The organism is Cobetia sp. QF-1 (genome assembly GCF_002213105.1).
Classification (GTDB): domain Bacteria; phylum Pseudomonadota; class Gammaproteobacteria; order Pseudomonadales; family Halomonadaceae; genus Cobetia; species Cobetia crustatorum.
In genome coordinates, this window is sequence record NZ_NBVS01000014.1 from 1 (window position 1) to 12,668 (window position 12,668).

Sequence of the window (12,668 nt, forward strand, 5' to 3'; positions counted from 1 at the left end):
ATGGCCTCCCGGCGCTCGTCGGAGTACTTCATCGGAACCTCATCACGCCCCATATGGTTCAGAGTCTAACAGACGCTGATACTCCAACTAGCGTGACAGTGGGGGGGGGCAGGAAGCGGATACGCGGTACTTCATGCCCACTCTGGAAGAGGTTCATCTGCTGGGGAGGGTCGGCCGGCCACGTAAACGTTGCCGCTATATCGTGGCAGACAAGGCCTATGACAGTCATGAATTGCGCCGTTACTGCGATCGCATGCGAATCAAGCTTGTCGTCGCCTAACAAATGATGAAGCGAAATCTCTTTCAAGTTTCTCACGCGGTTTTGATAAACCCAAGTATCGTCAGCGAAACATCGTGGAGCCTGCTTTCAGTTGGCTCAAAGAATTCCGCCATATCGCGACATGATATGAGCAGTTGGCCCGTAGTTGTTATGCGATAGTATGCTCGGTTTGCATACTTCGGTGCCTATAAGCCGACTTTTCACACAAAACTTGGAAGTAAAAACGCGGGTCATTTTGGAAGGGGGCCGAGCGCCGCCTTCATGTGGCGCCTGCCTGGAAGTGTATTCCGTCGCCTTGTATAACCTGTGTTCGTGACTATCTAGTGACATCGTGATAGTCATCACTCTGGTTGAAAAGCTCGTCGGTTTATCGGATGGTACGAGTCTTCGGGCTTCTTCAAGCGCTATTTCGTAAGCCAACCAGGCAGTGTTCTCTTTGGCAGGATCTGCCTGAGCCCCAAAGTTGTCACGCCTGTCGCGTGAGGATGTCAAAATGACGCTGTCATGCGATAGATCCGAAATTCTGAGCTGGTTTAGCACGTCTCTAGGCCTCATCACCTTTGTTTCGCAAGGATCGCCATGTCTCTTTCACTGCGCTCACTCAAGGCTCCCTTGTGGAGTCTTGCGCTATTCACCGGCGCCAAGTCCTTTGTGGCCAATCCACTGATTGGCAGTGATCGCCTGAACCGGCGGGGTCTGCATACGCTGCGTGTTCGGGCTGCCTCGAGAGTCATGCATTGGCGCATGGCCATGCTCAGTCGTGGCGTGCCTGCAGCAGAGCGTGAGGCGTATCTGCGTGATGGCTTTCTGCTCAAGCAGGATTTTCTGTCGCCTAAGGTGTTTGCACAGTTGCGTGCCGAACTTGAGCCGGTACATGAGCATGGCCCAGGTGAGGTGCGTGAGTGCTGTCAGGGCGATACACGCACGCATCGTGTGCTGCTGGACCCTGAGACTCTTAGCCAGCTGCCAACCGCCAAGCAGGTACTGGCAGATGGTCAGCTCCAGCGCTTGTTGAGATTCTGCGCGGGGCATCGTCGTCTGCCCATCGTGCATCTCGAGAAAGTTTTCAATGGTGCCCGCGAGAGTGACGAGGCGGACCCGCAGAAGTCCCTGCACGTGGATACCTTCCAGCCCACCATGAAGTTCTGGCTCTATCTGGAAGAGGTGAGTGAGCACAACGGGCCTTTCATGTTCGTGTCGCAGTCCACCCAGCTGAGCAAGGGGCGACTCGATTGGGAATATCACATGAGCCTCACGGCGCGTGAGCATGCCAACCGCTATACGCAGCGTGGATCGTTCCGAGTGGAAGAGGGTGCGCTCGCCCAGTTCGGTCTCAATGCGCCAACGCTGTTCACGGTGCCGGCGAATACGCTGCTGATCGCAGATACTTTCGGCATGCATGGTCGTGGGCCGGCTGAGGCCGGTAGTTCACGGTTGGCGCTGTGGGGCATGAGTCGCACGACACCTTTCCTGCCGCTTCCCGGCCTGGGAGGGGAGTGGCTCAATCGCTTGCAGTATCGTGTGCTCAAGGCAGAGCGCGCGCGCGATGATAAACGTGCGGCGGCACGAGGCGTGGAGTCTTCATGGCATGTGGTACCACGCGAACCTATGGCGGATGTGTCATCGGTCGAGTCGCACTGATGCTGCCAGAAACGGTCAGGGCATCAGGCAATCGATGGATCGTACTCAGTGATGGTGCCAGGCCGACCGAGGATATCTACTTCCTGGCATCGGCCGCGCCATTGCTAAGAAAGCAGAGCGTCAGCGTTGAGCGCTTCGATACACGTCGCTATCGGCTACCGGCGCGCATGGCCTTGCGTCAGCTGGCAGGCGCCCACTTGCTCATCGTGCGTTCACTGGGGGAGCGCTGGGTACGGCTGCTTGAGCGTCATCGCGCACGCTTCGGGCGCATCGTCTATCTCATCGATGATGATCTCGGCGCCGTGACTCGTACGCCGGGACTACCCGATGCGTACGTCTCACGCTTGAGCGGGCTGGCAGCGCGTCAGCCCGCGTTACTGAGGCTGGCAGATGAAGTAGTCGCCTGCTGCGATGCGCTGGTGACACAGCTGGCGCGAGAGCATGCCAATGTCTCACTGCTCACGCCTCCCTTGCTGTCGACGCCCGATGATCTGTCGCATTTCGATGAGGCGGCGTGGAGCATCGGCTATCACGGCACTCGCGCGCATCGTGACGATATTGCACATCTGGCCCCCGCACTGTCCTCAGTGATGACATCTCATCCGGATACGCGACTGGAAGTCATGATGGGGCGCCATCTTCCCGACGCACTGGCAGATATCCCGAATCTCACTTCGCCAGAGGCACTGCCTTGGGAAGAATTCCAGCGCTATCAGGCGACACGGCGTCTCCAGATCGGGTTGGCCCCCTTGCTTGATACACCATTCAATCGTGGCAAGTCGTGGATCAAGTTTCTGGATATCGCGGCCATGGGCGGCGTGGGCATTTATAGCCGTCGCGCTCCCGTTATCGAGATTGTCGAGCACGGGGTGGATGGCTTGCTGGTCGGGGATGATCCGCATGAGTGGCAGGCGGCCATCGAGCAATTACTGACGGATCGCGATGCGACTCGCACGATGGCTGCGCGAGCACAGGAAAAGTCCAAGAGAATTGGCAGTGTTGATGCATGCGCTGATTTTTGGGGCAAGCGAGCCTGACCTGGAATGGTCTCTACAACTTCAATGCCAATAATCCGTTGATTACAGTCTCCTTAATTTCGCATTTGTAACTGGTAGACTGGCTAGAATTCATTACGCTCATTATTAGTACTTCACAAAAGTCAGCGTGCTGAAAAATGTCAGAGCCTCGGATAACGAGAGGCTCTCATGACATCAATACCCCCTATTGGCCCTCAAGGCCAAGCGCGCCGGGACCATGAATGCCTCGAGTAAAGGAGACTGTCATGACCGCCTTCCCGACAACCCCCCGCTGGATTGTGCTGAGCGATGATGCGCTGGCGCTTGAGGATATCTATTTCTTCCTGCCTGCCATGGCTGCCTTGCGCAAGGAAGGCACGCGCGTTGAGCGCTTCGAGACTCGGCGTTGGAAGTTCTCGCCCAAGATGGCGAATGCACGCTTGTCGGGTGCTTGCCTGCTGATAGCACGTACGCTGAAGCCGGAATGGATCGAGATGCTAGAGACGCACCGTGAGCAGCATGGGCGCATCTGCTACCTGCTGGATCAGGATTTCTGTGGCATCGATTCAAGTATTGATGGCGGCACGGAATCTGGGGAGCACTCTGCGAGACAAGACATGCAGCGACGCTTGATGGCGCTCGCCGATGAAGTCGTCGTGGTCAGTGAGCAGTTGGCCAATGCCTTGGCAGGTCAGCACCCGATGATCAGCTTGCTGACACCACCGATGATCGGCACATTGCCGAATCTGCATCACCTCGATGCAGACGATTGGTGCATTGGTTTCCATGGCACGCTGGCGCATCGCGAGGATATTGTGGCGTTGGCGCCGGTATTGCGCGATATTCAGGCTCGTCATGAGGAAACCGAGATTGAGCTAATGATGGGGCGCCATCTGCCGCTCGCGTTGACGGGGATTCCGCGGCTCAAGACGATGGAAGCGCTTGGCTGGGAGGCCTTTCAGGATTACTGCGCACGTCGCCGCATCGCGATTGGTCTGGCGCCATTGATGGCGGATTCGGCCAATCACGAGATGTCTTGGTTACGCTTTCTGGATATTACTCGCATGGGTGGCGTCGGAATCTATAGTCGTCGTGCACCCTTTATCGATCTGATTGAAGACGGCGTAGATGGCCTGTTGGTGGGGGATGACCCTGCGCAATGGACGGCAGCGCTGGAGCGGCTGCTGGGCGATCGTGATGCGACACGCGCGATGGCGCACAACGCGCAGCACAAGGCACACGAAGTAGGGGACCCGCTGCGGGTGCTGGATTTCTGGCGGGCGCGTAGCACCGTCGTACGCTCACGCTAAGCGCGGCAGCAGTAGCACCGCCAGTATCAGCATCGGGCCCGTATTGATACGCATGATCTGACAACAACGCCGTACATCCCCACGATGTGCGGCGTTGTTGTATGCTGGCAGGGCCAATCCTCATCACTGGAGTTCTGCATGCCCGCTTCGGACATTCCCACCTCTGCATCTTCGTCCTCCGAGCCCACGCCGCGTGCTGCGATGCGTGATCACGCCATCGATCACAGCCAGCGGTTGGCAAGCCCTGCCGTGGCGCGCAATCGTGATGTCATTCTCGAGGTGCTGCGAGAGGTGCTGGCGGAGTCTCAACAAGTATTGGAGCTGGCCAGCGGCAGTGGTGAGCACGCGGTGCACTTTGCCCAAGGCCTGCCGCATCTTGAGTGGCAGCCCAGTGATGCAAGCCCGCGTGCACTGGAGTCGATTGCTGATTGGCGTGCAGAGACAGGCATTGCCAATCTGAAATCTCCCGTCGAGCTGGATGTGATGGCAGCGTGGCCTGAGCTTGCATGTGATGCACTGGTGGCGATCAATCTGATCCATATCTCACCGTGGCGTGTCACCGCCGAGTTGATGCTGCAGGCTGGCCGGTTGCTGCCAGCAGAAGGTGTGCTGTATCTATATGGCCCTTACAAACGTAATGGCGAACACACTGCGCCAAGTAATGAAGGTTTTGATGTTCAGCTCAAGAGCCGTAATTCACTGTGGGGTGTGCGTGATATTGAAGTCGTGATCGAGGAGGCAGAGCGCAACGGCCTGCTGCTCGACAAGGTGATCGAGATGCCGGCCAATAATCTGAGTGTCGTCTTCCGGCGCTAGAACGCGAGGTTGCGCTGCCGGGACGTGGTTTTCCCCGTCATTGTACGCCCAAGAAGCAAGATTTATGGCATTCGCCGGATATATAGGAGGAATGCCATGTGCGTGTTTGGTGAGTGTTGCAAGTCCCTGGCAAACGTTGACTGATGGCATGGCGTCTTCATGTCTTGGCGCGGGAGATTTCAACGGTTATTTGATATTCTTATATAAGAATATTATGAGTCTTGCATAACGATGAAATCCACCAAGTACGCTCTAGGGCCCATCATGTCACGCACTCTCAATCGGCGTCAGTTGCTGATAGGGCTGGCGGCGTTGTCCGCCAGTACTTTGATGCCATGGGCGACACGCCTGTGGGCTGATACGCCCGACGATATCCCGCCACAGGACATCACGGACTTCCTCTCTCTGTCCGAACGTCTCACCATGCGCCCCCAGCTCAATAGCCGGCTGGCGGGGCGTGCCTATCAAGGTCTTCTTGATATCGATGCCGATTTTCCTCGGCGCATGCGTCAGCTCATTCAGGCAATGGATGAGGCAGAACTCACGGACATGCGCCAGTTCAAGGCCTTTGCCGAGCAGCAACCGGATGCGTTGACCCAGACCGCCATCGACATCATCGCTGCCTGGTATCTAGGACACACTGGCACCGTGCAGGGGCATTCCACGACGGATGATACTCATTTCGTCACCTATGTCGGTGCGCTGATGTATCAACCGACACTGGACGCCACGGTCATCCCGACTTACTCGCGGGGCCATACCAACTATTGGGTCTCACCCCCGGCGACGATCGCGACCGATTGAGCGTGATCAGAAACGCCTGAGCAACGCCTCACCATTCTTCACAAGACGAGACCCCTCATGGCCACGCAATATGATGCAGACGTGATCGTCATCGGTTCTGGCGCTCTGGGCAGCAATGCCGCCTACGAGCTGGCACGCCAGGGCAAGGATGTCATCATTCTCGAGGCAGGCGAACGCATCCCTCGCTGGAAGATCGTCGAGAACTTTCGTACCTCAGGTCGCAAGTCGAACTTCAACGCGCCTTATCCCAATCAACCCTGGGCGCCGACCTCGTATGAAGAGAAATATATCGACAGCGTCGGGGAATTCGAATTTCGCCCGGGCATGCTCAAGCTGGTCGGTGGCACCACCTGGCACTGGGCTGCCGCGACCTGGCGTTATACCCCCAACGACATGAAGCTCTACTCCACCTATGGCGTCGGTCGTGACTGGCCGATCGACTATGAGGAACTAGAGCCTTATTACGTCCGTGCGGAAAAAGCACTAGGCGTATCCGGCAGTGATACCGAGGACCAGAGCGGCCACAATCAACGCCCCTGGCCGCCGCGCTCCGAACCTTATCCAGTACCACCGGAAGGCGAGACTTATTATTTCCGGCGCCTCAAGGCACGTATCGGTGCGGAGGGCTATCAATTCCTGCACGAGCCGAACGCACGTACCGTACAGCCGTGGGACGGTAGACCTGCCTGCAGCGGCAACAACAATTGCATGCCTGTCTGCCCCATCGGGGCCATGTACAGCGGTGACGTGCATGCCGACCACGCGGTACGCGCCGGTGCGCGCCTACTGACAGATGCTACGGCCTACCATCTGGAGAAGGGGGATGGCGGCAAGATCATCGCCGTTCACTATCGCAGCTCCAATGGTGATGATGTACGTCTGACTGCCAAGGCTTTCATTGTGGCCGCACACGGCCTTGAGACACCGAAGTTACTTTTGATGTCTGACGTCGCCAATTCATCCGACCAGGTCGGTCGCAACCTGATGGATCACACCGGGATCAGTTTGCAATTTCTGGCCGATGAGCCGTTATGGTCTGGACGAGGCCAGGTCCAGCAGGGCGGAATCTTCAATTGGCGTGACGGTGATTTCCGTCGGGAGCATGCTGCCATCAAGCATGCATTGGGCAATGCGGTTCCCAACGAGATCGTGACACGCCGTCTACTGGACAATCTCATCGTCGGTCCAGAGCTCGATGAACGCATTCGGCATGATGCCGCCCGTTTCGTTTCTATCACCACGACCTTTGAGACATTGCCTCATGCGCACAATACCGTGCGCCCAAGTCGCAAGTACAAGGATGCGCTGGGTATTCCGATGCTCGAGGTGGATTATCGGGTAGATGGTTATCTTGAACGGGCGGCACGAGTTGCCAAGCAGGACTTTGCGAACTTCGTTCGAATCATGAACGGCACCGTCATCGAGGATGACTCGGGTTGGCAGAACCGGGATCATTTGATGGGTACGGTCATCATGGGGGAAAAGGCAGAGACCTCGGTCGTCAATGGTGAATGCCGAACCTGGGACCACGATAATCTGTTCCTGGCCACCACTGGGGTGATACCCGCCTCTGGTGTCATCAATCCCACTCTGTCTGGCGTGGCACTCAGTATTCGCATCGCCGACATTCTGGCCAGAGAGGTGTGAGCATGCGCGAACGCAATCGACCGTGCCGGTTCGTACTGGGCTTGATGATGGCACTGACGATACCTTCTGGCATCTTGCTGGTGTCTGTAGCAGAGGCTAGCTCCTCTTCTGTGGATCAAACGCTGCTCGCACGTGGCAAGTATCTGGCCCGGGCAGGGGATTGCGCCGCCTGTCACCGTGCCCCGGAAGAGGATGGACCAGCCTATGCGGGCGGCTATGTGATCCATTCGCCGTTGGGTGATATCGTGGCCAGCAACATCACGCCCTCCAAGTCACATGGCATCGGCTCTTATAGTGAAGAAGACTTCAAGCACGTCTTGACCGAAGGCAAGCGCCCCGATGGCACTCAGCTGTATCCGGCCATGCCCTACACGTCTTATCGCGGCCTGAAGGATGAGGATATTCATGCGCTCTACCAATATTTCCAGTTCGGTGTCGAGCCAGTCGAGAAAGATATTCCGGAAACCAATCTGTCGTTCCCATTTAATCTGCGGGCTGGCATGGTGCTCTGGAACCAGCTGTTCCTGAGCGATCCCTATACGTCGCAGGAGAATCAGGACGCCAAGGTCGATCGTGGCCACTATCTGGTGGACACACTGGGGCATTGTGGGTCCTGCCATACCCCACGTAATGCGCTGATGGCAGAAGATCATGCGCGCTACCTCTCTGGGGCTGATGTTGAAGGCTGGCATGCTCCCAACATCACTTCAGCGGCCAGTGGTATCGGCAGCTGGAGCGAGTCGCAGTTGGCCGCCTATCTCGAGACTGGACATGTGCCGGGCTTGGCTCAGGCGGGTGGCGGAATGGCGGATGCCATCGATCACAGTTTGCGCTACCTTACTGATGAGGATCGGAACAGCATCGCGGCATACCTCAAACAGGTACCACCGATCGATACTGGGTCACCACTCGACATGGAGGAGGTGTCTGGGTCGAGTGAAGCTCCTGAACTGGCCGTGTTGGAGCCTGTGCAGGCGACTGATCCGGATACCTTGACCCGTGCAGATAGTATCGATGGTCGTCGACTCTACCAGGGAGCGTGTGCCAGCTGTCATCAGGTGGATGGGCAAGGCACGAGTGATCACTTCTATCCATCACTGGTACATAACACTGCTACTCAAGGCGATAGTGTTAACAATCTGGTCATGGCAATTATCCAAGGGGTTGATCGCCAGACTGATGCCTACCATGTGTCGATGCCCGCCTATGGCGATAGTCTGAATGACGAGCAGATCGCTGCGATCAGCAATCATGTACTCCAGACATTCGGCAATGTAGACCTGTCAGTGGAAGCTCAGCAGGTAGCCCAGTTGAGAAGGGGCGGCCCCAGCCCCTGGTTGGTCTCCGCCATGCCGTGGTTGCTGGGCGCCGGTGGGCTGATTGCCCTAGCCGTCGTGGTGGCGATCGGGACCATGCTGCGTCGGCGCAAGGTGTGTCGCTGACGTCCCCGCCTTCGCGAAGGGACAATTGAAAGGTCGTCTTGATAGCAGATCAGCAGACTATCAGCGTCATTGAACGTCAAAGCCCCTGTCTTGCCGATTTTCGGCGGGACGGGGGCTTTGACGTTTTGGGCACTGCGCTATCAGGGCGGGCCACTGACTATAGCGATTCCTCGACTATGGCGCAGGTCAGCGTGAGTACCAGCGGTAGACGCAGTAACAGGGAGGCCTGATAAACATGCTAGAGGTCAGGCTGGCCACTCGACGGGCTGATTTCCCTAGCCGTTGGTATAGATTAGCCTTGGCCCACCATCGACATCCCATCACAGTATGCACACTTGTTGAAAGAGGGCACGTGTATCCTCAAATAGTTGCTTTGTGGGTGTTTCATCCTGAGGAGCCGCTGGATATCTGGTTCTCACTCCACTGGCCAGACTTCTTCGAGGCCTTGCAGTGCAGCCTTTACGGAAGATTCATTCGTCTTGTCACTGCGCCATACGACACTCAATGCACAGGGCAGCCGGATGTCCGGCACGATGTTGAGTCCACGCTCCTGACGCTCGGCCAGCGCCAGCACATCACGTGCCAATGACAGCCCGACTCCCGCGCGCACCAGATCCAACATGCAGACTTCCTGATCCACCTGGGCGACGCAGTGTGGTGTGCGGCCGGTGCCGCGCATGGCATGCGTCAACAGGCGTGAGTGGACTGATTTCTCCGGCGTGACGATCCACGGCAACGCCGCCAGTGAGGCCCAGTCAGTATTGACCAGTCGTGTTGACCATCCCGCTGGCGCAAGGATGTAGTAGTCGAAGAAGGCCAGCTCTCGGTAACTCAGTGCCCCGTCACCAGGCCCTTCGCCCGGCGGGGCAAGGTAGAAGCCAATTTCCAGTTCATCCCGTTTTAGCGCCGTGAGCGTACAACCGCTCATGCCATGGTGGAGCTCCGTTTCTAGATTGGGCGCGCGCTCCAATAGATGGCGCAGAAAGCTGCCGAGGCGGATGAATTCCGGATCGACGATGGTGCCGATGCGCAGCTTGCCACGCAGGGTGCTTTGCAGAGCAGATGCCGACTGCTCAAAACTGCGCGCACTGGTCAGTACTTTCTCCGCACTCGCCAAGAGCGCCTGTCCATCCATCGTGAGCCGCAATCCATGTGGGTGTCGTTCAAACAAGCTCAGCCCCAGCCCCTCCTGCAATTGCTTGAGCTTGAGGCTGATCGCTGGCTGGGTAAGATGCATGGCCTCAGCGGCGCGCGATACGCTGCCGGTGCGGGCCACGGTGACGAAGGCGTGTAGACGAGAGAGGTCTTGCATGGGTGTGGCCTCTGGTGGCGCGCTGCCGGTAGCGCGATCAGCCCTTATCTGATCAGAGCCTCACGACAAGTGATATCAGCCATTCTTATAACGGTGCTCAACATAACTCAATTGCAGAAGCCGATGATGGCAACGACGCTATGCTATCGATGATGAATGACATCGGATGGCGGTGATGTCTACCATTCAATGTTCTTGCCCCATGGGCGACTTCTCATCAGGCTTGCATCGATGGTTGAGTATTTTGATGGTTGATGCTCCTGCAGCCCCTCTATAGAGATGCGCCATGCACAATAACAAGAATCATGATGACGCCAATGCGCCGTTCGCCAAAGCCACTGATGGCGATGTGTTTGATTACATCATCGTGGGTGCCGGCTCTGCCGGTTGCTTGATGGCCAATCGCCTCAGTGCCAATCCCGAGCACCGCGTGCTGTTGGCCGAGGCGGGCGGGCGGGACAACTATCACTGGATTCATATCCCAGTCGGCTATCTGTACTGCATCAACAATCCGCGCACTGACTGGCTGTTTCGTACCGAGCCTGCCAAAGGGCTCAATGGTCGCTCGCTGCTCTATCCGCGTGGCAAGACGTTGGGCGGCTGTTCCAGCATCAACGGCATGATCTACATGCGCGGCCAGGCGCGTGATTATGATCATTGGGCCGAGGTGACCGGCGATGATCAGTGGCGCTGGGAGCATTGTCTCAAGGACTTCATGCGTCACGAGGATCACGCGCGCTTGGATGACGGTGGTGATGCTGACCCGGAGCACCGCGACTTTCACGGTCATGGTGGCGAGTGGCGCATCGAGCGTCAGCGTCTCAACTGGGAGGTGCTGGATGATTTCGCCAGCGCCGCCGAGCAGGCGGGCATTCCGCGTACTGAGGATTTCAATCGCGGCAGCAATGAAGGCGTGGCCTATTTCGAGGTTAACCAGCGTTCCGGCTGGCGCTGGAACACCGCCAAGGCCTTCCTGCGACCGGCGCTCAAACGCGACAACCTGACGCTGTGGCACTCGACACAGGTCAATCGTCTGTTATTCGCGGGCAATGTACGGAGTGACGAACAGGGCGAGGGAAGTGCACAGGATTCCCTGCGTTGCACGGGCCTTGAGGTAGTGCGTGATGGTCAAGTCATCAATGTCAGTGCCAAGCGTGAAGTAGTGCTGTGCGCCGGTGCTATCGGCTCGCCGCATCTGCTGCAGGTTTCGGGAGTGGGTCCCAAAGCGCTGCTGAACGAGCATGGCGTCGAGGTGGTGAAAGATCTGCCCGGCGTAGGCGAGAACCTGCAGGATCACCTGCAGATTCGCTCGGTCTACAAGGTCACCAATGCCAAGACCTTGAACGCGATGGCCAGCACGCTGCTGGGCAAGATGGGCATCGGTATGCAGTACTTGTTCAAACGCTCCGGCCCAATGAGCATGGCGCCCTCACAGTTGGGCGCCTTCACGCGCAGCAGCGATGAGTTCACTCATCCCAATATCCAGTATCACGTGCAGCCGTTGAGCCTGGAAGCGTTTGGTCAGCCTCTGCATCCGTTCCCCGCCATCACGGCCAGCGTGTGCAATCTCAACCCGACCAGTCGAGGCTCTGTGCGCCTGCAGAGTGCCGACCCACGACAAGCCCCGGCCATCGCGCCTAACTATCTGAGTACCGAAGAAGACCGCAAGGTCGCCGCGGATTCGCTACGTGTGACACGGCGCATTGCCGGTCAGCCGGCCTTTGCCCGTTACCACCCTGAAGAGGTCAAGCCGGGCATCGAGTATCAGAGTGATGCGGAGTTGGCCACGCTGGCGGGGGATATCGGCACCACCATCTTCCACCCTGTCGGTACCACGCGCATGGGGCGGGCGGATGATCCGATGGCGGTCGTAGACAGTCGCCTGTGCGTCATCGGTGTGCGGGGATTGCGAGTGGCTGATGCCGGTATCATGCCGACCATTGTCAGTGGCAACACCAATTCGCCGACATTGATGATCGCAGAGAAGGCGGCCGGCTGGATGCTGGGCGAGAGTGATGCGCGCACATGAGAGCAGGGCAGGCGGCCGTCATGATCAAGTCGCCGAGCGATCCGGTTGATCCCATGGCCTGGTAGGACAGAAGTTGTGCAAGACTTGCCATGAAACCTCATCATCTTGCCTGTCATCAGCGCATGATGGTGAATCAGCGACTTCAACCGCAGGCATGACACGACGCCTCATTCCGAATGTCTCGGGATGGGGCGTCGTGCGTTGCTCACAGCGAGAGATCTCGTTGATCTGCCAAAGAGGCCACGTGAATACCGTTCTAGCTCTCCTACGACTAAAGATGAATTACGCTCATGTTGAGATAAGAAAAGGCCGTATAGCAACTCACGGTTCGTCAGCCGCTGGGGAAAGTTTACTGCGCGTTAAATCTATAT

General features: G+C 57.5%; 10 protein-coding genes. 9 read left to right on the forward strand and 1 reads right to left on the reverse strand.

Going from position 1 to position 12,668, the window contains the following annotated elements:
* Nucleotides 1–133 precede the first annotated feature (133 nt).
* The 8 genes from CFN46_RS17615 to CFN46_RS16850 all read left to right on the forward strand — a co-directional run bounded on the left by CFN46_RS17615 (nucleotide 134) and on the right by CFN46_RS16850 (nucleotide 8,956).
* Nucleotides 134–280 carry a hypothetical protein gene (locus tag CFN46_RS17615; RefSeq protein WP_176426517.1) on the forward strand — a complete coding sequence of 49 codons (147 nt, stop codon included), beginning with the start codon at nucleotides 134–136 and terminating at the stop codon, nucleotides 278–280.
* Nucleotides 281–859: 579 nt separating this feature from the next.
* Nucleotides 860–1,921, forward strand: a complete 1,062-nt coding sequence (locus CFN46_RS16820) for a phytanoyl-CoA dioxygenase family protein (RefSeq protein ID WP_088744198.1) — start codon at nucleotides 860–862, stop codon at nucleotides 1,919–1,921.
* Nucleotides 1,864–2,958 (forward strand): glycosyltransferase, encoded by a 1,095-nt coding sequence (locus tag CFN46_RS16825; protein WP_254918527.1) that lies wholly within the window; start codon nucleotides 1,864–1,866, stop codon nucleotides 2,956–2,958. Before CFN46_RS16820 ends, CFN46_RS16825 begins: the two co-directional genes overlap by 58 nt.
* Nucleotides 2,959–3,203: 245 nt before the next feature.
* The gene (locus CFN46_RS16830; protein WP_088744200.1) at nucleotides 3,204–4,247 is read left to right on the forward strand and encodes a glycosyltransferase; all 1,044 of its coding nucleotides are present in this window, start codon (nucleotides 3,204–3,206) and stop codon (nucleotides 4,245–4,247) included.
* Between the two features lie 138 nt (nucleotides 4,248–4,385).
* Complete coding sequence (locus CFN46_RS16835; RefSeq protein WP_254918528.1) at nucleotides 4,386–5,063, forward strand: DUF938 domain-containing protein; 678 nt, start codon at nucleotides 4,386–4,388, stop codon at nucleotides 5,061–5,063.
* 264 nt (nucleotides 5,064–5,327) lie between these two features.
* Nucleotides 5,328–5,867: a sugar dehydrogenase complex small subunit gene (locus CFN46_RS16840; protein ID WP_088744201.1), complete on the forward strand. Its 540-nt coding sequence runs from the start codon at nucleotides 5,328–5,330 to the stop codon at nucleotides 5,865–5,867.
* A 57-nt stretch (nucleotides 5,868–5,924) separates the two neighbouring features.
* Nucleotides 5,925–7,514: a GMC family oxidoreductase gene (locus CFN46_RS16845; protein ID WP_088744202.1), complete on the forward strand. Its 1,590-nt coding sequence runs from the start codon at nucleotides 5,925–5,927 to the stop codon at nucleotides 7,512–7,514.
* A 2-nt stretch (nucleotides 7,515–7,516) separates the two neighbouring features.
* Nucleotides 7,517–8,956 (forward strand): cytochrome c, encoded by a 1,440-nt coding sequence (locus CFN46_RS16850; RefSeq protein WP_217897852.1) that lies wholly within the window; start codon nucleotides 7,517–7,519, stop codon nucleotides 8,954–8,956.
* A 415-nt stretch (nucleotides 8,957–9,371) separates the two neighbouring features.
* Here the strand turns inward: CFN46_RS16850 and CFN46_RS16855 are convergent, their stop codons facing one another.
* Nucleotides 9,372–10,268 carry a LysR family transcriptional regulator gene (locus CFN46_RS16855; protein ID WP_088744203.1) on the reverse strand — a complete coding sequence of 299 codons (897 nt, stop codon included), beginning with the start codon at nucleotides 10,266–10,268 and terminating at the stop codon, nucleotides 9,372–9,374.
* 286 nt (nucleotides 10,269–10,554) lie between these two features.
* On the opposite strand from CFN46_RS16855, the gene CFN46_RS16860 reads away from it, so the two are divergent.
* Nucleotides 10,555–12,297: a GMC family oxidoreductase gene (locus CFN46_RS16860; protein WP_088744204.1), complete on the forward strand. Its 1,743-nt coding sequence runs from the start codon at nucleotides 10,555–10,557 to the stop codon at nucleotides 12,295–12,297.
* The last annotated feature ends 371 nt before the right edge of the window (nucleotides 12,298–12,668 follow it).

What these genes read in the sequence shown, in the direction of transcription:
- CFN46_RS17615 (WP_176426517.1), top strand. Translation starts at nt 134, where the DNA reads ATGCCCACTCTGGAAGAGGTTCATCTGCTGGGGAGGGTCGGCCGGCCA.
- CFN46_RS16820 (WP_088744198.1), top strand. Translation starts at nt 860, where the DNA reads ATGTCTCTTTCACTGCGCTCACTCAAGGCTCCCTTGTGGAGTCTTGCG.
- CFN46_RS16825 (WP_254918527.1), top strand. Translation starts at nt 1,864, where the DNA reads ATGGCATGTGGTACCACGCGAACCTATGGCGGATGTGTCATCGGTCGA.
- CFN46_RS16830 (WP_088744200.1), top strand. Translation starts at nt 3,204, where the DNA reads ATGACCGCCTTCCCGACAACCCCCCGCTGGATTGTGCTGAGCGATGAT.
- CFN46_RS16835 (WP_254918528.1), top strand. Translation starts at nt 4,386, where the DNA reads ATGCCCGCTTCGGACATTCCCACCTCTGCATCTTCGTCCTCCGAGCCC.
- CFN46_RS16840 (WP_088744201.1), top strand. Translation starts at nt 5,328, where the DNA reads ATGTCACGCACTCTCAATCGGCGTCAGTTGCTGATAGGGCTGGCGGCG.
- CFN46_RS16845 (WP_088744202.1), top strand. Translation starts at nt 5,925, where the DNA reads ATGGCCACGCAATATGATGCAGACGTGATCGTCATCGGTTCTGGCGCT.
- CFN46_RS16850 (WP_217897852.1), top strand. Translation starts at nt 7,517, where the DNA reads ATGCGCGAACGCAATCGACCGTGCCGGTTCGTACTGGGCTTGATGATG.
- CFN46_RS16855 (WP_088744203.1), bottom strand. Translation starts at nt 10,268, where the DNA reads ATGCAAGACCTCTCTCGTCTACACGCCTTCGTCACCGTGGCCCGCACC.
- CFN46_RS16860 (WP_088744204.1), top strand. Translation starts at nt 10,555, where the DNA reads ATGCACAATAACAAGAATCATGATGACGCCAATGCGCCGTTCGCCAAA.